20 protein-coding genes are annotated in these 23,084 nt (G+C 64.7%); 8 read left to right on the top strand and 12 right to left on the bottom strand.

Translation table 11 applies throughout. The features are described from left to right. The first annotated feature begins 32 nt into the window (after positions 1 to 32). The 3 genes from TX80_RS15185 (at position 33) to TX80_RS15175 (ending at position 4,036) form a co-directional block, all read left to right on the top strand. Positions 33 to 1,199: an ABC transporter ATP-binding protein gene (locus TX80_RS15185; protein ID WP_049924000.1), complete on the top strand. Its 1,167-nt coding sequence runs from the start codon at positions 33 to 35 to the stop codon at positions 1,197 to 1,199. Between the two features lie 139 nt (positions 1,200 to 1,338). Then, the gene (locus tag TX80_RS15180) at positions 1,339 to 1,617 is read left to right on the top strand and encodes a UPF0058 family protein (RefSeq protein ID WP_006181940.1); all 279 of its coding nucleotides are present in this window, start codon (positions 1,339 to 1,341) and stop codon (positions 1,615 to 1,617) included. 37 nt (positions 1,618 to 1,654) lie between these two features. Further along, entirely contained in the window at positions 1,655 to 4,036 is a 2,382-nt protein-coding gene (locus TX80_RS15175; RefSeq protein ID WP_049923999.1) for a DUF7527 domain-containing protein, read from the top strand. A gap of 159 nt (positions 4,037 to 4,195) precedes the next feature. On the opposite strand, the gene TX80_RS15170 is transcribed toward TX80_RS15175, so the two are convergent. Further along, positions 4,196 to 4,501: a hypothetical protein gene (locus tag TX80_RS15170; protein ID WP_049923998.1), complete on the bottom strand. Its 306-nt coding sequence runs from the start codon at positions 4,499 to 4,501 to the stop codon at positions 4,196 to 4,198. A gap of 348 nt (positions 4,502 to 4,849) precedes the next feature. On the opposite strand from TX80_RS15170, the gene TX80_RS15165 reads away from it, so the two are divergent. Then, positions 4,850 to 6,214, top strand: a complete 1,365-nt coding sequence (locus tag TX80_RS15165) for an adenylosuccinate synthase (RefSeq protein ID WP_049923997.1) — start codon at positions 4,850 to 4,852, stop codon at positions 6,212 to 6,214. An 8-nt stretch (positions 6,215 to 6,222) separates the two neighbouring features. Here TX80_RS15165 and TX80_RS15160 read toward each other — a convergent pair whose 3' ends face one another. Next, positions 6,223 to 8,346 carry a hypothetical protein gene (locus tag TX80_RS15160; RefSeq protein ID WP_049923996.1) on the bottom strand — a complete coding sequence of 708 codons (2,124 nt, stop codon included), beginning with the start codon at positions 8,344 to 8,346 and terminating at the stop codon, positions 6,223 to 6,225. Next, a complete protein-coding gene (locus TX80_RS15155; RefSeq protein WP_049923995.1) occupies positions 8,343 to 9,881 on the bottom strand; it encodes a sensor histidine kinase in 1,539 nt (512 codons plus the stop codon). The genes TX80_RS15160 and TX80_RS15155 overlap by 4 nt, the downstream gene beginning before the upstream one ends. Positions 9,882 to 10,033: 152 nt before the next feature. On the opposite strand from TX80_RS15155, the gene TX80_RS15150 reads away from it, so the two are divergent. Both TX80_RS15150 and TX80_RS15145 read left to right on the top strand, forming a co-directional pair. Beyond that, positions 10,034 to 10,228: a methytransferase partner Trm112 gene (locus TX80_RS15150; protein ID WP_049923994.1), complete on the top strand. Its 195-nt coding sequence runs from the start codon at positions 10,034 to 10,036 to the stop codon at positions 10,226 to 10,228. A 15-nt stretch (positions 10,229 to 10,243) separates the two neighbouring features. Continuing rightward, entirely contained in the window at positions 10,244 to 10,828 is a 585-nt protein-coding gene (locus TX80_RS15145) for a DUF7524 family protein (protein ID WP_049923993.1), read from the top strand. A gap of 37 nt (positions 10,829 to 10,865) precedes the next feature. Here the strand turns inward: TX80_RS15145 and TX80_RS15140 are convergent, their stop codons facing one another. The 4 genes from TX80_RS15140 to TX80_RS15125 all read right to left on the bottom strand — a co-directional run bounded on the left by TX80_RS15140 (position 10,866) and on the right by TX80_RS15125 (position 15,638). Then, positions 10,866 to 12,020 (bottom strand): DR2241 family protein, encoded by a 1,155-nt coding sequence (locus TX80_RS15140; protein ID WP_049923992.1) that lies wholly within the window; start codon positions 12,018 to 12,020, stop codon positions 10,866 to 10,868. Positions 12,021 to 12,023: 3 nt separating this feature from the next. Continuing rightward, positions 12,024 to 12,923 (bottom strand): CbiX/SirB N-terminal domain-containing protein, encoded by a 900-nt coding sequence (locus TX80_RS15135; RefSeq protein ID WP_049923991.1) that lies wholly within the window; start codon positions 12,921 to 12,923, stop codon positions 12,024 to 12,026. A 78-nt stretch (positions 12,924 to 13,001) separates the two neighbouring features. Continuing rightward, a complete protein-coding gene (locus TX80_RS15130) occupies positions 13,002 to 13,349 on the bottom strand; it encodes a BsuPI-related putative proteinase inhibitor (RefSeq protein WP_049923990.1) in 348 nt (115 codons plus the stop codon). Between the two features lie 69 nt (positions 13,350 to 13,418). Then, positions 13,419 to 15,638 carry an alkaline phosphatase D family protein gene (locus TX80_RS15125; RefSeq protein WP_049923989.1) on the bottom strand — a complete coding sequence of 740 codons (2,220 nt, stop codon included), beginning with the start codon at positions 15,636 to 15,638 and terminating at the stop codon, positions 13,419 to 13,421. Positions 15,639 to 15,902: 264 nt separating this feature from the next. Here TX80_RS15125 and TX80_RS15120 point away from each other — a divergent pair, with 264 nt between their 5' ends. Beyond that, complete coding sequence (locus TX80_RS15120) at positions 15,903 to 16,667, top strand: DUF2797 domain-containing protein (RefSeq protein WP_049923986.1); 765 nt, start codon at positions 15,903 to 15,905, stop codon at positions 16,665 to 16,667. A gap of 2 nt (positions 16,668 to 16,669) precedes the next feature. Here TX80_RS15120 and TX80_RS15115 read toward each other — a convergent pair whose 3' ends face one another. Then, complete coding sequence (locus tag TX80_RS15115; protein ID WP_049923984.1) at positions 16,670 to 17,005, bottom strand: HalOD1 output domain-containing protein; 336 nt, start codon at positions 17,003 to 17,005, stop codon at positions 16,670 to 16,672. Between the two features lie 207 nt (positions 17,006 to 17,212). On the opposite strand from TX80_RS15115, the gene TX80_RS15110 reads away from it, so the two are divergent. Then, on the top strand, positions 17,213 to 17,572 hold the full coding sequence (locus tag TX80_RS15110; RefSeq protein ID WP_049924114.1) for a hypothetical protein: 360 nt from the start codon (positions 17,213 to 17,215) through the stop codon (positions 17,570 to 17,572). Between the two features lie 55 nt (positions 17,573 to 17,627). Here the strand turns inward: TX80_RS15110 and TX80_RS15105 are convergent, their stop codons facing one another. The 4 genes from TX80_RS15105 to TX80_RS15090 form a co-directional block, all read right to left on the bottom strand. Next, positions 17,628 to 18,539, bottom strand: coding sequence for a phosphatase PAP2 family protein (locus TX80_RS15105; protein WP_049923982.1), 912 nt, complete (start codon positions 18,537 to 18,539; stop codon positions 17,628 to 17,630). Continuing rightward, complete coding sequence (locus TX80_RS15100) at positions 18,539 to 20,362, bottom strand: ABC transporter substrate-binding protein (protein WP_049923980.1); 1,824 nt, start codon at positions 20,360 to 20,362, stop codon at positions 18,539 to 18,541. The genes TX80_RS15105 and TX80_RS15100 overlap by 1 nt, the downstream gene beginning before the upstream one ends. Positions 20,363 to 20,426: 64 nt before the next feature. Further along, on the bottom strand, positions 20,427 to 21,299 hold the full coding sequence (locus tag TX80_RS15095) for a phosphatase PAP2 family protein (protein WP_049923979.1): 873 nt from the start codon (positions 21,297 to 21,299) through the stop codon (positions 20,427 to 20,429). Continuing rightward, on the bottom strand, positions 21,299 to 23,068 hold the full coding sequence (locus TX80_RS15090) for an ABC transporter substrate-binding protein (RefSeq protein ID WP_049923976.1): 1,770 nt from the start codon (positions 23,066 to 23,068) through the stop codon (positions 21,299 to 21,301). The genes TX80_RS15095 and TX80_RS15090 overlap by 1 nt, the downstream gene beginning before the upstream one ends. Between the last annotated feature and the right edge of the window lie 16 nt (positions 23,069 to 23,084).

Here is a 23,084-nt window from a genome sequence, read left to right as displayed (position 1 = left end):
ATGTGCGCCCGCGGACGCCGGGGGGTTGATACATGGCGAACGGACAACTACTTACGACAGCGGCCGACGAACTGACCCGAGAGTCCGAATCATCGCCGTCGACGGACGATGTCGTACTCGAGCTCGAAAACGTAGCGAAACGCTACGGGAGCGAAGACGTGATCTCGGACCTGTCGTTGTCCGTCCACGACGGCGAGATCCTCACGTTGCTGGGCCCGTCAGGCTGTGGCAAGACCACGACGTTGCGGCTGATCGCCGGCCTGGAGAAACCCAACGGCGGACGCATCCGACTCGAGGACGATCCCGTCGCGGGCGACGGACAGTTCGTCCCGCCGGAGGACCGCGGCGTCGGCATCGTCTTTCAGGAGTTTGCCCTGTTTCCCCATCTGACCGCCCGCGAGAACGTCGCCTTCGGGCTTCGGGACTGGACCGAAACGGAACGAAAGCTACGAGTGGACGAACTGCTCGAACTCGTCGGTCTCGAGGATCACGGGGGGGATTACCCGGACGAACTCTCGGGCGGACAGCAACAACGCATCGCACTCGCCCGGTCGCTCGCGCCCGAACCAGAGATGCTGTTGCTCGACGAGCCGTTCTCGAACCTAGATGTCGACCTCCGTGTCGAGATGCGCGAGGAAGTCCGGCGGATCATCAAGGAAACGGGCGTCACTGCCATCTCCGTGACCCACGATCAGGAGGAGGCGCTGTCGATCTCCGATCGGGTCGCCGTGATGAACGACGGCGACGTCGAACAGATCGACACCCCCGAGCGGGTCTTTCAACAGCCCGAATCGCGGTTCGTCGCCGGCTTTCTCGGTCACGCCAGCTTTCTCTCCGGCGACGTCCACGGCGACCACGTCGATACCGCCATCGGGCGCGTGTTACGCGACGACGTCAACGGCCTCGCCGAACAGTACGACAGAACCGGGATCGACCTCCTCGTTCGTCCGGACGACGTAACCGCCTTCCCGGCCGACGACGCCGAAGCCAACGGCCGCGTCGTCTATCGACGCTATCTCGGCCCGACGGTTCTCTATCGGGTCGAGCTCGATTCCGGAGAAACCATCGAGTGTATGCACAATCACTCCGATCGGATCGACCTCGACGAGCGCGTCGCCGTCCGCGTTACGGCCGACCACGAACTCGCCTGGTTCCCCGCTGGCCAGCGAAACAGGGACGTTTCGGTCGCCGCCGACTGATTCTCGATCGTCGCGTTCGGCGACGGGCCGATCTCCGCGGTTGATAAACGGGCCGTAGTGTCCTGCTGACCGCTCCCAGCCCCGTTTTGGCATCGCTCGGCACACAACTCTTAAGCCGAGACCGTCCATACACCGGTGTATGCATAAAGACGAACTCCTCGAGCTCCACGAAGAACTCGTCGTCATTATGGAATACTTCTCCGAGCGCGAGGAGGTCGACGAGACTCTCTTCGATCCGTACCGACAGCTCGACGTCGATCCTTCCCACGTCCACAAATCGAAAAGCGAGCACAAACACGCCGTCTTCGTCCTCGGCAACGCCCTCGCCAGTGCGATGAGCGAAGACGAGTTCTCGAGTGCGGGCCGAATCGGCAAGCGCATGAAGGAGCTGGCCGAGGACGCCGAGTCGAAAATCTAGGCGAAACGTATTTGTTCCGGTTCCCGCTTGTTGAACTATGGACCCGCGCACGCAAGAGCGCGTCGAGCAGTGGGATTCTCGCCCGTTCAGTGGCGGTTACGATGGCCTTTCTGATCTCGCTGATAGTGGCTTTTCGGGAGCCGTCGCTGGGGGTGGTTCCTGGCTATTCATGCTCAACGGTCGCGTCGTCGGCGTCTTCGACGGCGAGATCGAGGACTTCGAGAGCGCTTCTGGAACCGTTTATCAGGCACCGCATCCGTCGTTGCCGTTGCTCTGTACCATGGAGGAACGCGGCGGCGAAACTCGAGCCAAATACTACACCAACGAGACGCCGCTCCGGGAGGTCGATCAAACGCTCCAGAGCGGTTCGTTCACCGGCTACATCGAACTGAGCGAGAACGTCCTCAGCGGCGACTACTACGCCGTTTACTACGGCGGGCGTCGGATGGCCGCGGCCTACATCGGGAACGCCGAGCGGCTGCTTACCGGCGAGGAGGCGTTCGAACGCGCCGCCGACGAAGTCGGCATCTACGAGGTCGTCGACGTCGAAATCGACGTCACCGATGTTCCCGGTGCCGACGAGAGCGACGCCCGGTCAACCGCCGGCACCGACTCCGCGTCGACCGACAGCGCCGGCGACTCCGCGAGCACCGAACCGGCCCCCGAGTCGACCGGATCCGGTGTCGAACCGATTGACATCTCGAGCGGCAGTCAGCCCGTTTCCAGCGAAGAACCCGAGGACTCCTCGAGTATTACGACGGCCACCGGAGTGACGTCGGAGCCGGAACCAACGGAAAGCATTACCAGAGATCCCAGCGACCCGTCGTCCGACCAGTCGACTGCCGACACGGAGGTATCGGAACCGAGCGTCGACATCCCGGAGCCGACGGAGACGGCCGCGGGAGCGACGGACGAGCCACACACGACCGGGACGGAGGCGGACCCGGACTCGACGGTCACCTCGAGTTCGAGTCCGGATCCGGCCGAGGTAGAGGCAGCAGCCGAAGAACTCGACCGGAAGGACATCTCCTGGGTCGAGGGCGAGGACGAACCCGAAACGGAGGCCGCCCGTGCCACGAAGTCGGCGGAGGCCGACGCCGAACGCGGTGGCGATCCGACCGAATCGGCTGCGGTAGACGGGACACAGGGCGGATCCGACGAGCAACTCGAAGAGCAGTTCGAAGAGGAAGAACAGTGGCGGGAGACGCGAAGCATCCCGTCGATCGATCCGGACAAGACCGACGCGACCGGTTCGGAAACGGCAGCCGGAACGGAGTCCGACCAGCGGGCTGGCACACGCCGAGCGGCAGGTTCAGGGTCCGGAACCGGTTCCCGAACCATCGAATCCGGAACCACGGCGTCGGAGGCTCGCGCGACCGGAGCGGCGTCGAACGCCCGACAGCAGCGCAGTTCGTCGTCCCGAGCCGAGTCCGGAACCGGCTCCGACGCCGGGCGGGCTGGTAACCGCAACCAGCAAACCGCAGCGCTCACACAGCGTATCGAACGCCTCGAGGAAAAGCGCGACGCGCTGGCGACGAAAGTCGAGGAGCTGGAGTCCGAGCGCGAACAGCTTCGAGCCGAAAATCAGGAGCTGTCCTCGACGGTCGAACGGCTTCGGGCGCGTATCGAAGAACTCGAGACCGAACTGGAACGGGCCCGTGACGGAGCGGGACCGCAGGGACCGTCGGGGGGGACCGAGCTTTCGCCCGCGGAGGCCCTTTCCGGGACGAACCTCTTCGTCCGATACGACTCGAAGAGTCAGCCGACCCTCGAGACGGCCCACGACGGCAACGCGGACCGCGAGGAGGTCGCGTCGAACCTCCGGCTCGAGCATCACACGGGATTCGACGCGGCGGACGTCGTCGTCGACGGACAATCGTACGAGGAGTTCCTCACTTCGTCGATGGAGTATCGGTTCGTCGACTGGCTCACGGAGATGGTCCTCTACGAGATCCGCGACACCGGCCACGCGGACGGGCTGGCCGACCTCTACGATGCGATCCCGCGGATCGACCGCGCCGAGCTTCAGGCGACGATCTCGCTCGAGGACGACGATACCGACGACGTTCCCGACGAGGTGACCTTCGACGTCGTCGCGTTCGACAAGATGGGGAACCCGCTGGTGCTTGCGACGCTCAACGACTCGCGGGAGCCGGCGACCCAGACGACCCTCGAGGAACTCGAGGAAGCGGCGTCGGCGGTCAAGGCGAACCATCCCGATCTCGCGGCGGCGATCGCGGTCACCTCGAGTTACTTCGAGCCCGGCGCACTCGAGGTCACGGAAGCGGCGACGAGTAGCGGCTTCCTCAGTCGGGGGTCGAAACTGAGTTACGTCAATCTCTCGCGCAAGCGGGGCTATCACCTCTGTCTGGTCGAGTCGCGCTCGGAAGGGTTCCACATGAACGTCCCCGAGCTGTAGACCCTCGGCGGCGGTTGCTCGTAAATCGGCCGTTCGTGGCCGATCCCAGAGATCAACGACGGGGACAGAACGCAGTCGCTCGGTGGAATCGAACTGACCGAGAAATCCGGAGGTCAGCGGTTCTCGGGGGAGTACTCCGAACGGTGACGCGGCGATAGATCAGTTTTCGACTTCGGCGACGTCTTCGATCTTCATGCCCTCGAGCTTGCCGATGATGTCGTCGAGTTTGCCGTCGAGTTCGTCCACGAATTCGACGGTGCGTTCGGTTTTGATCGCGCCCTGGCTGGAGGGTTCGATGAGGTTCTCTTCCTCGAGCACGCGGAGGGAGTAGCGGACCTTGTGATGCGGATAGCCCGTCTCGTTCGACATCTTGACGATCCCGATGGGTTCGTTTTCGATTACCATCTTCAGGACCTGGAGATGCCGTTCCAACATATCGACTTCCTTCTCAAGTCTGTCTATCATGGCATTTGTTAACTTGTCTTTGTGGCTTTTAAAGGTTACTCTCGAGAACTGAAACGACGGCGACGGCCACTCTCAACTCGATGGTTGTTCTTGAGAGTAGTTAACGCTTCCGTTTGCGGCGAAGCCGAGACGGGCCGGTTGCAACGGAGTAGCACCTGCCACCGGAAGGGGATTCGGATTCGAACCGGTCGCGGAGACCGCGTTTGGCTCCCGCCTCGGGTACTCACGGATTCGTGTTGGTTGTCGGGAATCGTCGGCCCGGGTATGCACGCTCGTGGACACTTCGGCGGTATCCGGTTCGCCAATACCGTAATCTGTTTATCGGCCCGGCAAGAATCCGCCGCTGTTATGACCGTCACAATCGTCGGGTCGCAACTCGGCGACGAAGGCAAGGGCGGCGTCGTCGACCTCTATGGCGACGCTGCCGACGTCGTCGTCCGGTATCAGGGCGGCGACAACGCCGGACACACCGTCGTTTACGACGGTGACACGTACAAACTATCGCTCGTTCCGTCGGGAGCCGTCCGGGGGAAGGTCGGTGTGCTCGGCAACGGGTGCGTCGTCAATCCCGAAACGCTGTTCGAGGAAATCGACACGCTTCGAGAGCGGGGGCTCGACCCGGACATTCGCGTGGCCGAGCGCGCACACGTTATCCTTCCCTATCATCGTGCCCTCGACGGGATCGAGGAATCGGAGAAAGACGACCTCGCCGCCGGAACGACCAAACGCGGGATCGGCCCAACCTACGAGGACAAGGCGGGCCGACGCGGCGTCCGGATCGGCGATCTGTTAGACCCCGACGTCCTCCGCGAACGCCTCGAGTACGTCGTCCCCCAGAAGAAGGCCCTCGCCGAAGAGGTCTTCGACGCTGAAACGGGCGAGGCGTTCGACATCGACTTCCTCTTCGAAACCTACCGCGAGTACGGAACCCGGCTCGCAGAGGAGGATATGACCGTCGACTGTGGCTCGTTCCTTCAGGAGCGCATCGACGCCGGCGACAACGTCATGCTCGAGGGTGCACAGGGGACGTCGCTCGATATCGATCACGGGGTCTACCCCTACGTCACCTCTTCGAACCCGACTGCGGGCGGCGCGACCGTCGGAACGGGACTTGGCCCGACCGTCGTCGGCGACGGCGAGGTCATCGGTATCGTCAAAGCCTACCTCTCGCGGGTCGGCACCGGTCCGCTCCCGACCGAACTCGGCGGCGTCGAGGGACAGACGCCCGGCTACGATCCCGACGCGGGTGCCGGCGACGACGAGGAGGAGCTGGCGACCTACATCCGCGATGAAGGCGGCGAATACGGCACCGTAACGGGCCGTCCCCGCCGCGTCGGCTGGCTCGATATGCCGATGTTGCGCCACGCCACCCGCGCGAACGGCTTTACGGGGCTTGCGATCAACCACATCGACGTCCTCGCCGGTCTGGACGAGGTCAAGGTCGGCCACAGCTACGAGTTCGACGGCGAGGAGATCTTCACTATGCCACCGACGACCGAACAGTGGGGACGCTGTGAGGCAACGTTCGAGACCTTCGAGGGCTGGGACGACGTCGACTGGAGCGACGTGGCCGACGAAGGGTACGATGCGATCCCCGAGAACGCCCGGACGTATCTCGAGTACATCAGCGACGAACTCGAGGTCCCGATCTACGCAGTTGGCGTCGGTCCCGGCCGCGAGGAAACCGTGGTCGTCGAAGACCCGTACGCGTAACCACCCGTCTAGGAGACGGGATAGATGAGCTGTTTTTGCGTTTCGGGCCAGTAAAACCGCCCGTCGTAGTAAATCGGTATCGACGCACCCGAGATGAACTCGTCGAGTTCGTCCTGTGCGACCTCGTAGGTGATCATTGCCGGGAGCAGGCGTTTTCGCTCCGGCCGGCTGCCTCGCCAGTGACCGCCGACCGGATCGACCGGGAACGGGACCGTTATCGCACGCACGTTTCCGTCCGCGTCCGTCGAGAGGGTGTGGACGGGCGACGGTTTCCACTTTGCAACGAACCGATGTGTGCCGTCCCCGACGACGCGTCCGCCGGCTCCGTTCGTTCCGTCGCTGGCACAGGCGTGGGCCGTCGCGAGGCTCTGGCCGTCCAACACCAGTTCGCCGATCGTCGTCGAGACGGAGCCGTCCACGGTCGACGGGAGGTCGGCACCGACGACGCCGGCGATGCTTCCCGTTTCGATCAGGTCGGTCGCTACCGCCCCGGAACGGGGGGAATCGAGTTGGAACAGTCCGACGTCGTTTTCGTCCAGCGTTGCCGGCGTCAGGTAGCCGTCCCGACACGCGAGACCCGAGCCGTCACAGTCGCCGACATAATGAAGGAAGTCGGCACCGTCGGCGAACGCCTCGGCCAGTTCCGCCCGCGTCGGGTCATCGATTCGCTCGACCGCGGGCGAGACGACATCGGATCGACGGGCGTACCTGTCCACGACGGTAGTTCGTCCCGACTCCGGCACGCGATCGGCCGCGAACACGACGGTGATCTCCCGCTCGTCGGAGCGTTGCTCGAGATCCGAGAGCCGGTTCTCGTACGCGCTCGGAAGCGCCGTAAACGTCGCATACGTCGACGAACCTCTCGTCCCATCGCTTGGTGCCTCGAGTTCGCCGTCTCCCAGCCGGCCACGAATCCATCGACACGTCGACAGCGGATCGGTTGCCGTGGAATCGCTCCGGCCCGGTCCGGGACACTCCGACGACTGCGACGAACTTCGGCCGTCGTGTTCCGAGGGAACGGTGATCGCGGCGATGTCGTACAACAGGTGTGGCAACACTGATACGTGATCGATCGACGGCGTGACGGCCATTCGATAGGGCCACTCCGGCAGGATTTCGTCCACGGTTGCGGTCGGCAATCCGAGGTAGTGGTCGATCCGTTCCGCGAGGGGACGGTCGACCCAGTTCTCGAGGTCGATACCGACGGCTTCGAGCCGTTCGTACTCCCTGACGGTCGGCTTTCCGGGATCGGCCCACGAGGACAGCAGATCGAGAAAGAACGCCCGCCGGAGGAGCGAGATCGCTTCCGTTGCGAGTCGGTCGCTCCCGTCGAACTCGTATCGAAGCCCGACCCGGGATGCGCGAAGAACGGGCGTTTCTACGTCACCCGTCCGGAGACGTGCACCGAGGTAGTACGCAAGCGGGGCCACGGGAAAGAGCGCCGACAGCCGTGACGGGACGACGAGTTCGATTCCGGTCTCCGGCGTCGCCTCACGGACCGGTTCGGGAATCCGCGTTTCGGAGCCGAACTCGATTAACGGCGGGTAGCCGCGGTAATTACGGTGCACGCGGTCCGCCGTGGTCGTCTCGATCGATGCGGTGAGATGGGAGAGCGCGGTCGCGACGCCGTCGGGCGACGGCTCGACGGTCAGCTCGTGGCGGGGGTAGTCGACGGGCGATTTGAACCCGAACGTGACCCGCGTCGGATGGCGAAACGATATCGTCAGCGGCCCACACGGCTGGTTTCGGATCGTCGCTTCCCCGTCGAACCGGAGGCGAACGAAAAGCGCGGAATCGAACCGACAGGCGTACTCCCCGTCGGGAAGCGCCAGCCGTTCGTTGTCCTCACCGGTGATGTTCGACTCCGCAAACCGCGTCGTTTCCGTCCCGCCGTCGGGATCGAGCGAGCCGTCGAGCCGGGAGATATCGACCAGATTCCGCATATCGTATCTGATCTCCGAGACTCTCCCGACGATCGTCGCGTCGATCGGCTCGTCGAACTCGTGGGGCGTTGCCAGCCGGTCCCACCCGACGAGATCGAACGAGACACAGTTGCTCGCGATATCGTTTGCACGAAGCGTCGTTCCGTCTATCGACAGGGACACGGGATCCGTGTCGGCTGCTCGAGTCATCCGGACCCCTGTGGCCGCTGGTCGACGATTCCGAGTCTATCCATGCTCTCGAGGGGATGGTCCGTAAACTCGAACCGGGCACCGCCGTCGCTTCCGCCGGTTACTTCGACGTTCCAGCCGTGTTCTTCGGCGATCTGGCGAACGATGGCGAGACCGAGACCGGTGTTGTCCGTCGTCCCGGAGTAGCCCGATTCGAAAACGGCCTCCCGGTCGTCGTCGGGGATCCCGGGGCCGTCGTCCGCGACGGCGAACCCGTTTGCGGTGTCCTCGACGCGGACGGTTACGTCCGGGCCGGCGTGTTCGATCGCGTTTCGAAAGAGGTTCTCGAACAGCTGTAACAGTCGGCTCCGGTCGGCGGCGAGTCGCGTATCGGCGGCGACCTCGAGCGATGCGGTCGCCGTCTCGACGTTGTTCCAGGCCGTACCCGCGACCGTCGCGAGGTCGACCGGGGCTGGATCGTCGACCGTCCCGTCGCGTGCCATCGCCAGGAGGTCCTCGACGAGCCGGTCCATCCGTTCGTGTGCCCGTCGTACTTCCTCGAGTTCGTCGGTCGCATCTCCGTCCCGATCGAGCGCGAGTTTGAGGTGACCGTTGGCGACGCTCAACGGATTCCGGAGATCGTGGCTCACGATGCTCGCGAACTGGTCGAGCCGCTCGTTCTTTCGTCTGAGTTCCCGCTCGCGTACTTTCAGTTCGGTGAGATCGGTGTAGATCAGGTAGCCACGGCTCGTCTCGTCGTCGGTCGCGACCGGGACGTTTCGCAACAGAAACGGCCGCAGTCCCGACGCGGTTTCACGGACGACTTCGATATCCGACTGCGCGTCCAGTTCGACGGCGTTCGTCAGTTCCGGCTCGGCTCCGGACTCCGTTCTCTCGTCGGCCGGTAGGAGGAGCTTCTCGACCGGTTCGCCGACGGCGTCTTCGGCATCGTATCCGAACACGCGGATAAACGCGGAGTTTACGGCGTCGATGATCGGGCGTCCGTCTTCGATTCGATACTGCAACGCTGCGTCGGGGACGTTCTCGAAAAGCGCCGCGAACTGGTCGCGTTCGGTTTCGAGCGCCGTCTCGTAGGCGACCCGGTTGCGGGCGTTCGTAACGGTCGCAACGAACAGTTCACCGAGATGGCGGTCGACGGCCGAGAAGGCCCCCCGTTCCGTCGAGTGGAACTGAACGATACCGCCGCCGTCCAGCGGAACCGAGAGGACCGACCGGAACGACTCGTTCGTGGGTGCTGCGTCGGGATCGGACTCGAGGTCGTCGACGACGTACGTCCGGTCCTCGCGGACGGTTTTCCCGGCGATTCCGTCCTCGATAGTCAACGGTTCGGCCGGGATCAGCCGGTTGACGTTCGCCGCCTGTGGCACGAACCTGCCGTCTTCGACGGTACAGATAATCACGGCGTCGCTCTCGATGACGCGTTCTGCCGTCGCTACCGCACGGGAGTAGACGTCGTCGATCGATTCACACTCCTCGAGCGTCGATGCGACCGCGCCGAGTCGTTTGATGCTGTCGGCGAGACGAGTATCGGACATACGTTCGAATCTGGTCACCCCACTGAAACCTTCGGCTCCATTGGTAGTCACAAGCACGATATCGTATAAAGGTTCACTGGTCGGCACCGTCGACCGACTCGTCGTTCCGACGTTCCCGAAGCCTTTTGCTGAACGCGGCAAGCGTATCTACTATGAAGGAGTCGTTGCTTGACATCCTCCGTTGTCCGCTGGACAAACACGAACTGGAACTCGAGGACCCCGAGTACGACGACGAGGAAGTCGTCGCGGGGGCGCTCGTCTGTACCGAATGCGGCGAACGATATCCGGTCGACGACGGCATCCCGAACCTGCTGCCGCCGGACATGCGCGGGGAAACGCCGGCCTGATCGGCCTGATCGATCGTGCCCGAAACCGAGGTCACCGTCCACGTCAATCGCGGCGTCTCCGACTCGCTCGAGGTCGACGGAGACGACGGACCGATCGAAACGAGCGAGTCCATCGTGGTTCGGTTGCACGGCCACGAGTCGCCGGCACACGTTCACTGCCGACTCGACGGTGATCTCGAACGGATCGCCTCACTCGAGACCCCGAACTACTACGTCGAGCCGGGTGACGTCACCGCCGTCCCGATCGCCGTCGACACCGATTCCATCGCCGAGTCCGTCGACGGTCACCTCGAAGTCCTGACCGGGTACGGCTCCGAAGCCGTCTCGATCCCGGTCACCGTTACGCCGGGACCGCCCGACATCGATGTCGACGAATCGCTCGCGGAACCGTCCCGATCGGAGCCGGAACCGACGGCTCTCGACCGGCTGACGGGCGTGGGCGGTCCCGAACCGGCGACGGTCGCCGTCGTCGCGCTCGGGGTGGTTTCGCTGGGAATCGGAACGACGATGGCCGCGACGATCGGCGGTCCCGCGGCCACGATCGGGGCCGGTATCGTCGTCGTCGGGTTCGTGGTGGCGCTTTCGCTATTGCTTCGATAGTCGGCGACTCGAGGCCTCGAGCCGCCTGCGAGTGTACTTACTCCTCGGTCAGTTCGTTGACCTCGAGGTTCCCCTCGTCGTCGAACCGTTTCGCCCGAAGGTATCGCGCACGATAGCGGTTCGCGCCCTCGTAGACGTCGGCCTCGCGGATCTCGTCGGTCCGTCCGTCCGCAACCGCGTCGATCAGTTCCTCGAGCTGGTTCAGTTCGCTCGTGGTCAACTCGAGTTCGTACGTCCGCTCGGTTTCGGACTCGAGGACGGTCCACTTGCGGGCGGCGGCGACGACGAGCGAACACGGCTCCCGGCAGGGGAACCGGCCGTCGCCGCCGTCGACGTCGAGTTCGTCGCCCGCCTCGAACTCCCACTCCCGACGGCGGAGACACTGGGAGTCGACACAGCAGGCTTCGGCCATCCAGTCGACGGCCTCCCGCGGGAGTTCGTCGATCACGTCGTAGATACCGGTCTGTCGCTCGGCGGTCTCGCGCCAGTGGTCGACGTCGAGGGACCCCCGTCGTTCGCGATGCCAGTTCGCGATCGTCGCCGGATAGAAGAATTCGACGGCGTCGACGAGTTCGTCGGCCGAAAGGCCGGTGAAGGCCCACCCCGAGGCGAGCGTGGGTGCGGTCTTCAGCGGCCGGTACCGTCCGTCCTCGTCGTACGTGGCGATCTCGCGGGCGTCGCGTGGGTCGTCGTAGACCTCGAGTTCGGCGAGGTCGGTGTCGGCATCGTCGACGTGCCAGAGGTCGTAGACCCGCTCGCCAGCCGGATCATCGTCGGCATCGTCGACCAGCCGAGCGGTGATGCGGAGCTGTCCCCACTCGCGGTCGAACCCCTCTCGAAGGACCTCGTACCGGTCGGGAACGGACAACGGTTCGTCGACCGACGGATGGTCGCCGTCCGAATCGTCGATTGCGAACTCGAGCGGGGCCCGTTCACACCACCGGAGGAACGCCCGGCGGGCGGTCCCCGAGCCGCCGACGGACCGTTGCCAGTAGCGCCAGTTCGTGACGTACGCTTCAAGCGGCTCGAGCGCGTCTCGCAGGTCGCCCTCGTCGAGGCCGGCCCACGTCTCGTCGGGCGTCTCGAGGGCGTAGCCGTCGTCTCCGCGATCGATCCGGAGGCCGTCGAACTCGATCCCGTCGTCGTCGACCGCCTCGAGCAGGGGTTCGACGCCGGCGCTATCTTCGGTCACGGGTCAGTCCCCCGGCTCCGCGCTCGGCTCCGTCTCGGCATCGGTTTCGATCGAGGTCGCTTCCCGGACCGCCTCGACCGCATCGCCGATGTCGGCTCCGGCGTCGGCGGCACGCTCGAGGATGACGTCGGCCATCAGCCCCTCGGTCCCGACGGCACCGGCATACCAGATGCGGTGGCCCGCTACCTCGGCCGGAACCTCCCACCCCAGCCGATAGTCCTCGGTCAGCCCCATGTCCTCGGGAATGTCCTCCTGCGTGTGGTAACCGTCGGCGATAAACAGCGGGACGACGACGATGTCGTCGCTCTCGAAGTAGTCGGTGACGTCGTCGACTTCCGGCTCCTCGTCCATGAAAAGCGCCCTGACCTCGTCGAACCGATCTCGCTCGCGGATCCGCTCGGTGTGGTACTCGATCGCCTTCGCCGAGTTTTCGTTTCGCTCGGTTCCGTGACCGACGACCGCGAGGCCGAACCCGTCGCCGACGTCGGGGTCCCCGGTCACGCTTTCGGCCCGCTGGACGATCACGTCCGTCATCGCGTCGTGGGTTCCGACCGGACCACAGTAGTGGATGGTCTTGCCCACGTCCTCGGCCTCGAGGGTGACCTGTGACGCGTTCGTTCCGTCGGAGTCCCACTTGTCGGGATCCCAGTCATCGAGGCGTAACTCGCGGGGGATTACCTGTTCGGTGAAATATCCCTCGCTGATAAACAGCGGGACGACGAAGACCTCGTCGGACTCGAGGGTTCGGATCACCTCCCGAAAGTGGGGTTCCTCCTTCCAGAACGCCTCGCGGACCTCGTCGAACGCGCCCGTTTCGCGGACGGCGTCGGCGTGGGCGTAGGTCGGGTCCGAGGCGTCCGGATTGAGGTGCGATCCGTGGGCCGCGATAACCAGCGCTTGCATACGAGCGGCTTAGGATGGCGATGGTTTAGGGACTTCGCTGTCGGTTTCCATCGCCGGCTTCCGGCCGCCCCGCGTTCGTCACGGCGCGGACGCCACCGTGATCTCGGTCCCGGCGTTGCAGGTTTCGTTTCGCGCCCGTAGCTCGGCGACCGCGTCGTACTCGCCGGGGTCGGGATCGGCCCACTCCGCGTCGACCGTCAACGACTCGTCGGGGTCGAGCGTCTTCGAACTCATGACCTGGGCGAACATCCGTCCCTCGGTAAACCGCCAGATCTCCGTGCCGTCGTCTTCGACGACGAACTCCGCTTTACACGCGTCGGTGAACTCGAGTTCGATCGGTTCGGCTCCCGTGTTGGTGACGGTAAACTGGAACGTGACGGGGCCGGTCGCGTCGCCTGTCGTCTCGAGCGTTCCCTCGAGGCTCATGATTCCGCGTTTGGACTCATTACTGATAGTTCTTCCCGTGGCGAACAGAACCGGCCCGTCGTCCCCGGGTTACCGCGAGAGGACGACGTTGTCGAGTTCGCTCGCGTCGTCTCCGTTCCGATACTCGCCGCGGATTCGAAGCACCTCCAGATCGGCGAGGACGGCCCGAAGCCGGTCTTCGGTCGCGAGCGGCTCTCGAGCCGTCAGGTCGATCCAGCCGGCGTCGGCGTCAAGCGGGGCCTCGAACGAGGTCCACTCGGTCCCCGGTTTGCTGTCCGGGCCGCGGAACTCGTAGACGAGTTTCGTCTCGCCGCTTGCGAGCAGGACGTCCCCGCCGTCCATCGGATCGGCGTCGAACTGCTGGTCCGTTCGTTCCTGTCGAAGATCGAACGAAAGCGTCCCGTCGTAGAACGCCTCGCGGTCGCCGAGGAACTTGAACGGGGCCTGATAGTACCAGGCGATGCCGCCCTTGTTTTCCGCCTCGCGGATGTACCCCCCGGGATTACCGCCGCTTTCGCGGTACTCCGGTTGGGTGCTCCCACCGTTTTGCGAGATGAGCCAGCCGTCGGTCCCCTCGTCGAACGTGCTCTCGATTCGATCGACCGGCTCCGTGCCGGGATCGACGTCGGCGGTGTGGAACGTCTTCGTGAACTGTTCGGCCCCGTGTTCGTCGCAAATACTGATCGTCAACGTTTCGCCCGATTCGTCGACGTCGACGGTCCCGAAGTTGGCATACTCGCCTTTGGCGAAAAACTCCGTCGGGTTGAGCGGGGGATGGAGGTCGGCGGGCTTTCCGGCCGGCGCACCCAGCGGTCCCGCAGTGGCTTCGACGAATTCGAACTCGCCGTCGTCGTCCGGATCGAACGCCCCCACGACCGACTTGTGGATGTCGCCGGCGACGACCACCAGATTCGAGATCGGTTCCGTCCGAACGAACTCGAGGAGTTCGAGCAGTTCCCCTTCGTAGCCGGTCCGATCCCCGGCGGTGACCCACGAATCGGACGGATAGCCGAGCGGGGCCGGCGACGCGAGGAGTTTCCACGTCGCGTCCGACGCCGCGAGCGCGTCCTGCAGCCACTCGAGTTGCTCGCGCCCGAGCAGTGACTTCTCGTCGCGGTCGACGTTTGGATCGCGGTACTGGCGCGTATCGATGATGAACAGTTCGACGTGGCTCCCCCAGCGGAACGAATCGTAGAACCGGTTCGACGCCCCGGGCCGGGCGTCGTCGTCCCTGTCGAGCGGCCAGTACTCCCGGAACGCGCGGCGTCCCGCCGGCATCAACGGCTCGACGGGTCCCGCGAAGTCGTTGACGACTTCGTGGTCGTCCCAGACCGTATAGACCGACGTCGACTCGAGGAGTTCCTGCAGGTTCGTTCGGGGAGCGATCTCCGAGGGCGGATCGCGCATCTCCTTGTACTTGTCCCGGTAGATCCCGAGCGCGTCGTCGATCGGGGTGTTGTCGGTGATTTTCCCGGCCGGCGTCTTCGCGTCGGCGTAGATCGTATCCCCGTGGTAGAGGAAGAAATCCGGCTCTCGCTCCGCGATTGTCCGCAGCCCCGGAAACGGCGGCTCGACGGGGTCGTTCCCGTACCCCCACGTATCGCCGCTCCAGGCGAAGGTGACGCCCGCGTCGTCGTCGGGTGCGGGTGCCGTGACGAACGTCCCGTGTTCGACCGCGTCCGGAATCGCGTCGGCGTCCGGTGCGGCGCTCGAGCGGTCGGTCGGTCGTCCGTCGGTGTCGGGGCGTTCGGCCGAGTCGCCGCCGTTCGGTTCGCCGTCGGAGAGGGCCGACGTGCCGGTCCGCTCCTGCGCGTCCGCGCCGTCGGCCCAGTCGTCAAGCGTTCGATACGTGGTCTCCCCGTCCGTGGCCCAGACGTAGTACCGGTAGCGCGTTCCGGGCTCGAGCCCCTCGAGTCGGAGGTGGCCGGTGTGGTCGGTTTCGCCGTCGACCGACAGCCGATCGTAGCCGCGGTCGTCTTCCGACGGGTCGTCGCTGTACGCGACGTGAATCGTGGCTTCGCTTGCCGCTCGCGCCCACACGACTGCCGTCGTCGCGGTGACGTCGCCCGCCGCGACGCCGTGTGTGAGCGAAACGGTTCCGTCGAGTCGCTGTGGGGTGGTTTCGTCCGACCCGGCTTCGTCGTCTGCCGGCGTCGTCTCGTCTTCGTCGGACCCAGCCGCGGTTCCGACGAGTCCGCTCGACGTCGCGACCAGCCCGACACGCTGGAGGAACGCCCGCCGCTGTTTCGCTTCCAGTCCGTCGTGTCCGTCCGAATCTGATGGTGCCATCGTGGCAGTGACCTCGAGTTCCCGCTCCGCAAACAATTTATATATTTTATATAAATAATGGTATGTTTATGGGCGGACCGGGAGAGGGGCCGTCGTACCGGTATATTCCCGTCGGTAGGGACTGCTGCTGTAGTTATTTCACCGGGCGGATATATCCTCGTAAATACTGTAGGGAAACTTACAACGTTTCGGGTCGGCGGTCGGCGACGGCGTCCGTGTTCCGGGAGCGCTACGCCTATTTGCGCCCGGTCCGAACCCCCCGTCGTGCAACTGGTCGGGTACGAACCGAGCGGCCGCGGATCGGCGCTTCTGGTCAGCGATGGTGACGGCGACAGACGGCAGGTTACACGCCAGTCGCTCGAGGCCGGTGACCGCCTCTCGTACTCGCTCGGCGACCGCCACTGTGCCGGCGTCCTCGAGGACGACGATCACCGTCCGTGCGACCGGCCCGAAACCCCTTACTGCGACTACCACACGAGTACGTGGGTCTGCGCCCGGTGTACGGGCACCTGTCTGAAAGACGAGATGGATTGCTACGAGGACCACGCCGTGTACATCGCCGCGTTCGCACCGAATACGTTCAAGGTGGGCGTCACCCGAACCCGGCGGCTCGAGACCCGACTCCGCGAGCAGGGAGCCGACCGTGCGGCCCACGTCCACACCGTCTCGAACGGTCGACTCGCCCGCGAAATCGAGGCCGAAATCGCCGACCGACTGGTCGATCGCGTCCGCACCGGCCCGAAAGTCGCCGCGCTCGCGAGCGAAGTCGATACGGACGGCTGGGTGCGGGCACTCGAACCGTTCGACGTCATCGAGCGGTTCGCGTTCGACTACGGGATCGACCTCGAGTCGCGACCGGTCCGCGAGACGCTCGCGACGGGAACTGTCGTCGGCGTGAAAGGGCGGTTGCTCGTCCTCGAAAACGGCGGGACGACCTACGCCGTCGACATGCGCGATCTCGTCGGCTACGATCTCGAGGACGGCGAGACGGACCGAAGCCTTCAGTCGTCGCTGGGATCGTTCGGTTGACGTCATTCCACTCGTTCGACGGACTGCTCGATCCGTTGGACCACGAGTCGGCCGTTCGTTCGTACCCGCACGGCGTACCGTCGCTCGGTTTCTATCGCTAGATCGATCGTTATCGCACCGACGCTGTCGTCGGTCACGAGTCGATCCAGCGCCTCGGTGTCGACGTGATCGTAGAGCGTGATACCGAGAGCGGCCGGGGAGTTCATCGGATCGATACCTTCGATCGCGGCGATCGCCTGCACGATGGCGATGCTCGGCGGCGTTTCCGCGTCGTATTCGTGTTCGACCCGTACCGGCCGATCCCCGTCTCCGGCGGACGGCTGATTCGGTTCGGTCATTTAGTTACCCAATAATTGACACGAGTGGGCGTGTCAGGCTGTGGGGTGCAATAGCAGGTGCTTCGATTCGAACCACTGCCATCCGATGGGTCACCCGCCGGTACGCCGCGATCGATCGTTCCGGACTGCCGGCGGACCCACTCCGCCGGCAGTCCCTCGGTTCGAAACATGGCAATCCTTTTCCGCGACGGCCCAGAATCCGAGTGTATGACGGACGAAAACGAATCCCCCGACGAGGGAGGCGACGACGCCGAAGAGAAATCCTTCCGGGAGCGAGTCGAAGAGATCCGCGAAAAACGCGCCGAAGAGGGCGAAGGGGAGGGCGAACCCCCTGAAAGTCCGTTCGGTGGTGGCGGCGGCCCCGGCGGTATGGGTGGCAACCCGTTCGCACAGATGATGGGCGGCATGATGGGTGGCGGCCCCGGCGGCGGCCCCGGCGGGCCGGGCGGTCGCGGCGAGGAGGTCGGCAACGAGGAACTCGTCCGCGAAGTGCGCCAGCTTCGGGACGAAATGCGCGACCAGACGCGTGCGCTAAAGCGCATCGCCGACGCGCTCGAGGACGAGTAACGGCTTTTCCGACGGACCGATTCCCGTTTTCGTCATCGCCGAGCAACCAGTGTGACTACTCCTCGGTATCGTGCGTTTTCGTCCGATCAGGGGATCGTTCGGCATCGTGACGGTTGGAACGTGACCGCCACACCCATCTCCGGAGCGATCGGCCGTGTCCGGAGAGCCACTCGGAGAGCGACCAGCGACCGACGAGCGTTCCGGCGAACTCGACGCTGACGTACGCGAGCACGATTCCAGCGAGAACGTCGATTCCCCAGTGGATCCCCAGATACATGGTCGATATCGCGATCGAAACCGCAAGCGCAGTCGCGACGAGGAACCACTTCGGATAGATCGACCGCGTCCGGTAGCCGAGGACTGCGACGGTGGTCGCAAGTGAGGTGTGCAACGACGGGAAGACGTTGGTGTTGCGGTTGACCTGTCGGGTGAGGTGTTGATACTCCGGATACGTATCGTACAGCAGCGCCTCGACGAGTTCCGGCATCATGTTTCGCGGCCCGTAGGCGATGACGAAGACGTAACAGAGCAACCCGAGCGTGTAGTTGAGCGTGTAGGCCGCCAGCAACTCCCGGAGCGGCCGGGTGTTCGAGAGCGCGAAGTACGCGATGACTGGAAAGACGAGCAGGAAGACGTAGCCGTAGATGTACATAAAGGAAAAGTACGCCGTCACCGCGGGCGTCGCGTACGACTGGATCCAGGGGATAAGCTGCCCCTCGAGGTCGTAGATCGTCCAGGTGAGGTTCCGGCCGATCATCCACGACAGGTCGGGGACGACCTGTCTGGCGACGTTGTTACACAGCAGGACGAGTACAAGCACGGCCGTAGCGGGGGCGATCGAGCGCAGGCGTTCCGGCCACTCTGCCAGCGTATCCCGGAGCCGATATCGGCCGACGAAGATGGGGACCGAGACGGCGATCAGCAGCGTCTCGACCACGACCAGTTGCAGCAGTACTCTGCCGAGCATCAGCGTCTCACCCGGAGTCGATCCGTCTCGTCGTACCTGAATCCGGCGGCTTCGAACGCGTCGCGTGCCGCTTCGACGTCAAGATCGCCGTCGGAGCCGAGAAACGGCGTCTCGGGATCTTCGCCGTTCCACGCCAGCGAGTCGGGTACCCACTCGTCGGCGACCGGCGCGGCGATTGGGCGAGCGTATCCGTCGAAGACCGTCTCGACCAGCCACGCCTTGTCGATCACCCTCGCGACCGCGCGGCGAAATCGCGGGTTGCTGAAGGGTGCCCGTCGGGCGTTGAACCCGAGGTGGTAGAACGTCCACGACGGCGACTCGAGCAGTTCGACGCCGTCGCCCGTCGACCCTATCACGTCGTCGAGTACGTAGGTGTCGAGGGTCGAACTCGTCACGTCCGCGCTCTCGGTCTCGACGAGTTCGATGGCCGACGTACTCCGGGGGTCGATCCGGATCCGGAGTTCGTCGACGGTCGGTTCCGGCAGGGCGACGCCCTTCCGGAGCGTAAAGTGCTCGTCGAAGCGCTCGAAGGTGACGTGTTCGCGCTCGGCCCGGTCGACGAACCGGAAGGGACCGCTCCCGACCGGTGGCACGTTGTCGGCAACGAGGGCTTCGGTCGTCCCGTCGGCGACGCGAACGCCGGGGACGTCCGCTTTCGTCGCCCGGTCGAGCCAGACGTGTTCGGGCAACACCGGGACCGTCAGCGCACGCTCGGCCGCGGCGTCACCGGCGTCAAACGACAGTTCGACCCGATGTGTGTCGATCCGGTCGACGCCGTCGACGGCCGCAACCCGGCCACGGTGGCGTGGCGACGGTGACGGGAACTCGCCGTCCCCGAGGGTCGTGTCCGCGAGAAAGCGGTAGGTAAAGACGACGTCGTCGGTGGTGACCGGCTCGCCGTCGTGGAACCGACAGCCCTCGCGGAGTTCCACGGTCATCGTTGCGTCGTCGGACCACTCCCAGTCGGCCGCCAGCCAGGGTCGAAGCGTTTCGATCCCGTCGGATTCCCCGTCGCCGGCGACGGCGTCCACGTCGGGGCTCGCCAGTGAATCGTACAGGAGATCCGTAAACGTTCCCCGATTGCGGTACTCGACCGAAAGCGGGTTGAGGTTCTGTGACGGCCGCGCATCCGTATGAACGACGCGGAGCGTTCGCTTCCCGTCCGCGTCCCCGAGCGACTCGAGCCCGAGATAGCCCAGCCGGGTCGCGAGGTGGCCGTCGTTCCAGCCGTCGAAGCGGTCGCTCCTGACGAGCCGGTACTCCTCCGGCACGCAGATCGGGACGAACGGCTGTTCGACGGCCAGCGCCTCGAGCACGGTTGCGACGGCCGCCGATCGCTCCTCACCGACGGCGCGACGTTGCTCCTCGAGGAGGGTATCGAACGTCAGGTTCGTGAACCCGAACGGGTTCTGCCAGCCCGCCTCCTCGGCGTACCGGGAGTGCAACGCCTCGTAGAGAACGTCCGGGTCAGTGCCCCCGGGGTGGCGACCGACGTAGACGTCGAAGTCGTGGTTGATCAGGATCGCCCGCAGGAACTCCTCGTTGGACCGCATTTCGATCGAGACGTCTATTCCGACCGCCTCGAGAACCGATGCGATTTCCCGAGCGAGTTGAATGCTTTCCCTGTCGCCGTCGGCCGGGAGGGTCGTGATCGTGAGCGAGAGCGGTTCGATCGCGTCGCGATTGACGATACTGCGGACCCGCCGAATACACCCGCTGCTCGAGACGGTCAGGCCTGTCGCCGCGGCCAGCATCGCTCGGCGACTGACTCCGCCGGTACTGCTCTCACGACCGTGGTCGGCATCCGGGGCGGCTTCGCTCATCTCGTTCGTTTGTCACAGTTCGCTGGCGGTGGTATAACAGTATTGCGTTGCCGTCGCGGCGTCGTCACTCCCGGTCGGTCGTCGACGGGTCGTCGGAGGGTGGTCGGAGCACGGCTCCGATCGTCTCGAGGCCCGCCGAGACCGACCATCGACCGACGAGTTTGATCGAGAGCGCGACGGAGACCGCGGCCAGAAGCAGACCGGCGACGACGTCGATCCCCCAGTGGATTCCCAGATACATCGTCGAGACGATGACGCTGACCGCGAGGGCGGTCGCGACGGGGAACCATTTCGGATACTCCGAGCGAGTCATGTAGGCAAACGTCGCGACGGTCGCCGAAAGCGAGGTGTGAAGCGACGGGAAGACGTTGGTGTTGCGGTTGACCTGTCGGGTGAGGTGTTGATACTCCGGTTTCGTATCGTAGAGCATCGTCTCGCCGACCAACTCGGGCATCATGTTCCGTGGGCCGTACGCGATCACGAAAATGTAGAGCACCAACCCCAACGCGTAGTTGAACGAATACGCGACGAGGAGTCGCCGAAACGGGACGGTATCCGACAGCGCGAAGTAGGCGACGACCGGAAAGAGCAGCAAAAACGTGTAGCCATACACGTACGTAAACGTGAAATACGACGTCACTTCCGACGTCTGGATGGTCTGGAAGATCAGAACGAACTCCCCTTCGAGGTCGTAGAATACCTCCGTCATGTGGATCCCGATATCTCTGGAGAGTCCGGGACCGATCTGGCGCATCACCCGATTGAGTGCCAAAACGACGAGCAAAACGGCGATGGTCGGCCCACAGACCCGAAGGCGGTGTTTCCACTCGGAACGCACCGTCGCGAGTCGCTGCCGACCGACGAAGACGGCAATCGCCACCGGCAGCATGAGCCCGACGACGACGGTGACGACCCGCAGTAATACCTCGGTGAACATCAGTACTGCCCCAAGAGCCGTCCGTCACTGTCGTACCGGAAGCCGGCCGCTTCGAACGCGGCTCTGGCGGCTTCGACGTCGAGATCGCCGCCGGAGCCGACAAACGGCGTAACCGGATCCTCACCGTCCCACACGAGCGAGTCGGGTACCCACTCGTCGGCGACCGGCGCGGTGACCGGCGTGGCGTGACCGTGGAACACCGACTCCACCAGCCACTCCTTGTCGAGCAGTCGGGCGACCGCACGCCGGAAGTGTGAGTTGCTAAACGGCGTCTTCCGGGTGTTGAAGCCGACGTGATAGAACGTCCATGACGGCGATTCCAGCCGTTCGATTTCGGGCGCGTCCGGGATCTCCTCGAGGGCGTACGTCTCGAGCATCGACGTCGTGACGTCCGCCTCACCGCCGGCGACCCGTTCGATCGAGGACGCGGTTCCCGGATCGACGCCGAACCGCAGTTCCTCGACGGTCGGTTCGGGGAGGGAAACGTCCTCTCGGAGCGTGAAGTGCTCGTCGAAGCGCTCGAGGGTCATGTGTTCGCGCTCGGTGCGGGCGGCAAACTGGAAGGGGCCGCTCCCGACGGGTGGAACGTTGTCCGTGGTGACGACACCCCATTTCCCCTGTGGCGGGGAGAACTCGTCCGGTCGACCGATGCGGGATTCGACCCGTTCCCGCCAGACGTGCTCGGGGAGGATCGGGACGGTAAACGCCCGCTCGCCGACCTCCTGGCCGCTCGTTACCGAGACCGTCAGCCGGCGGTCGTCGACGACCTCGATGTCGTCGATCGCCGCGACCTGGCCGCGATATCGCGGTGCCGGTGACGGGACCGGTCCACGGCCGAGCGTCGTGTCCGCGAGAAAGCGGTAGGTGAACGCGACGTCGGCGGCGGTGACCGGTTCGCCGTCGTGGAACCGACAGCCCTCGCGGAGGGTTACCGTCGCCGTCGAATCGTTCCACTCCCAGTCGGCGGCGAGCCAGGGCCGAAGCGACGTCGTGTCGTCCGTTACGTCGACGGTCGCGAGCGAGTCGTACAGGACGTCGATGACGGTCCCCCGTTCCCTGATCGTCGCCGAGAGTGGATTGACGTTCTGGGAGGGTCGAGCGTCGGTGACGAGGGCGTGAAGCCGGTCGACGCCTTCGCCCGACTCGAGCCCGAGATAGCCCAGTCGGGTCGCGAGATGGTCGTCCTCCCAGCCGTCGAACCGATCCGTTCGGGCGACTCGATACTCCGATGGGATACAGATCGGCTCAAACGGCTTCTCCTGTGCCAGTCCGTTCAGTACCGATGCAACGTGTGTTGCTCGCTCCTGGCCGTCCGCGCGGCGCTGTGTCTCGAGGGACGAGTCGAACGCCATACTGGTAAACCCGAACGGGTTCTGCCAGCCGGCCTCGTTCGCGTACGTCGAGTGGAGGGCCTCGTAGAGGAAGTCGGGATCGAAATCGGCAGGATGGCGACCGACGTAGAGGTCGAAATCGTGCTCGATCAGTACCGCCTCGAGAAACTCGGACCGAGACCGCATCGAGACCGTGACGTCCACACCGACCGCCTCGAGGTTCGCCTCGAGCTGGCGGGCGATCTGGACGCTCTCCCTGTCGCCGTCCGCGGGGACGGTCATGATAGAGAGCGAGAGTTGATCGTCTCCGTCCTGATCGACGACGCTCTGGACGCGGTCGATACAACCGCCCGTCGAGCCGACCAGCCCGGCTGCAGTCGCAGCCAGCACCGACCGTCGGCTGACGCCGTCGTCAGGGTTACTGAGTTCGTGATTCATTCCGTTCTATGACACC

The organism is Halopiger djelfimassiliensis, assembly GCF_000455365.1.
GTDB lineage: Archaea > Halobacteriota > Halobacteria > Halobacteriales > Natrialbaceae > Halopiger_B > Halopiger_B djelfimassiliensis.
This window is presented reverse-complemented; position numbering and strand designations above follow the sequence as displayed.

Bases quoted from the DNA above. Each gene is read 5' to 3' on its own strand.
- TX80_RS15185 (WP_049924000.1), top strand. From the start codon at position 33: ATGGCGAACGGACAACTACTTACGACAGCGGCCGACGAACTGACCCGA.
- TX80_RS15180 (WP_006181940.1), top strand. From the start codon at position 1,339: ATGCATAAAGACGAACTCCTCGAGCTCCACGAAGAACTCGTCGTCATT.
- TX80_RS15175 (WP_049923999.1), top strand. From the start codon at position 1,655: ATGGACCCGCGCACGCAAGAGCGCGTCGAGCAGTGGGATTCTCGCCCG.
- TX80_RS15170 (WP_049923998.1), bottom strand. From the start codon at position 4,501: ATGATAGACAGACTTGAGAAGGAAGTCGATATGTTGGAACGGCATCTC.
- TX80_RS15165 (WP_049923997.1), top strand. From the start codon at position 4,850: ATGACCGTCACAATCGTCGGGTCGCAACTCGGCGACGAAGGCAAGGGC.
- TX80_RS15160 (WP_049923996.1), bottom strand. From the start codon at position 8,346: ATGACTCGAGCAGCCGACACGGATCCCGTGTCCCTGTCGATAGACGGA.
- TX80_RS15155 (WP_049923995.1), bottom strand. From the start codon at position 9,881: ATGTCCGATACTCGTCTCGCCGACAGCATCAAACGACTCGGCGCGGTC.
- TX80_RS15150 (WP_049923994.1), top strand. From the start codon at position 10,034: ATGAAGGAGTCGTTGCTTGACATCCTCCGTTGTCCGCTGGACAAACAC.
- TX80_RS15135 (WP_049923991.1), bottom strand. From the start codon at position 12,923: ATGCAAGCGCTGGTTATCGCGGCCCACGGATCGCACCTCAATCCGGAC.
- TX80_RS15130 (WP_049923990.1), bottom strand. From the start codon at position 13,349: ATGAGCCTCGAGGGAACGCTCGAGACGACAGGCGACGCGACCGGCCCC.
- TX80_RS15125 (WP_049923989.1), bottom strand. From the start codon at position 15,638: ATGGCACCATCAGATTCGGACGGACACGACGGACTGGAAGCGAAACAG.
- TX80_RS15115 (WP_049923984.1), bottom strand. From the start codon at position 17,005: ATGACCGAACCGAATCAGCCGTCCGCCGGAGACGGGGATCGGCCGGTA.
- TX80_RS15110 (WP_049924114.1), top strand. From the start codon at position 17,213: ATGACGGACGAAAACGAATCCCCCGACGAGGGAGGCGACGACGCCGAA.
- TX80_RS15105 (WP_049923982.1), bottom strand. From the start codon at position 18,539: ATGCTCGGCAGAGTACTGCTGCAACTGGTCGTGGTCGAGACGCTGCTG.
- TX80_RS15100 (WP_049923980.1), bottom strand. From the start codon at position 20,362: ATGAGCGAAGCCGCCCCGGATGCCGACCACGGTCGTGAGAGCAGTACC.
- TX80_RS15095 (WP_049923979.1), bottom strand. From the start codon at position 21,299: ATGTTCACCGAGGTATTACTGCGGGTCGTCACCGTCGTCGTCGGGCTC.
- TX80_RS15090 (WP_049923976.1), bottom strand. From the start codon at position 23,068: ATGAATCACGAACTCAGTAACCCTGACGACGGCGTCAGCCGACGGTCG.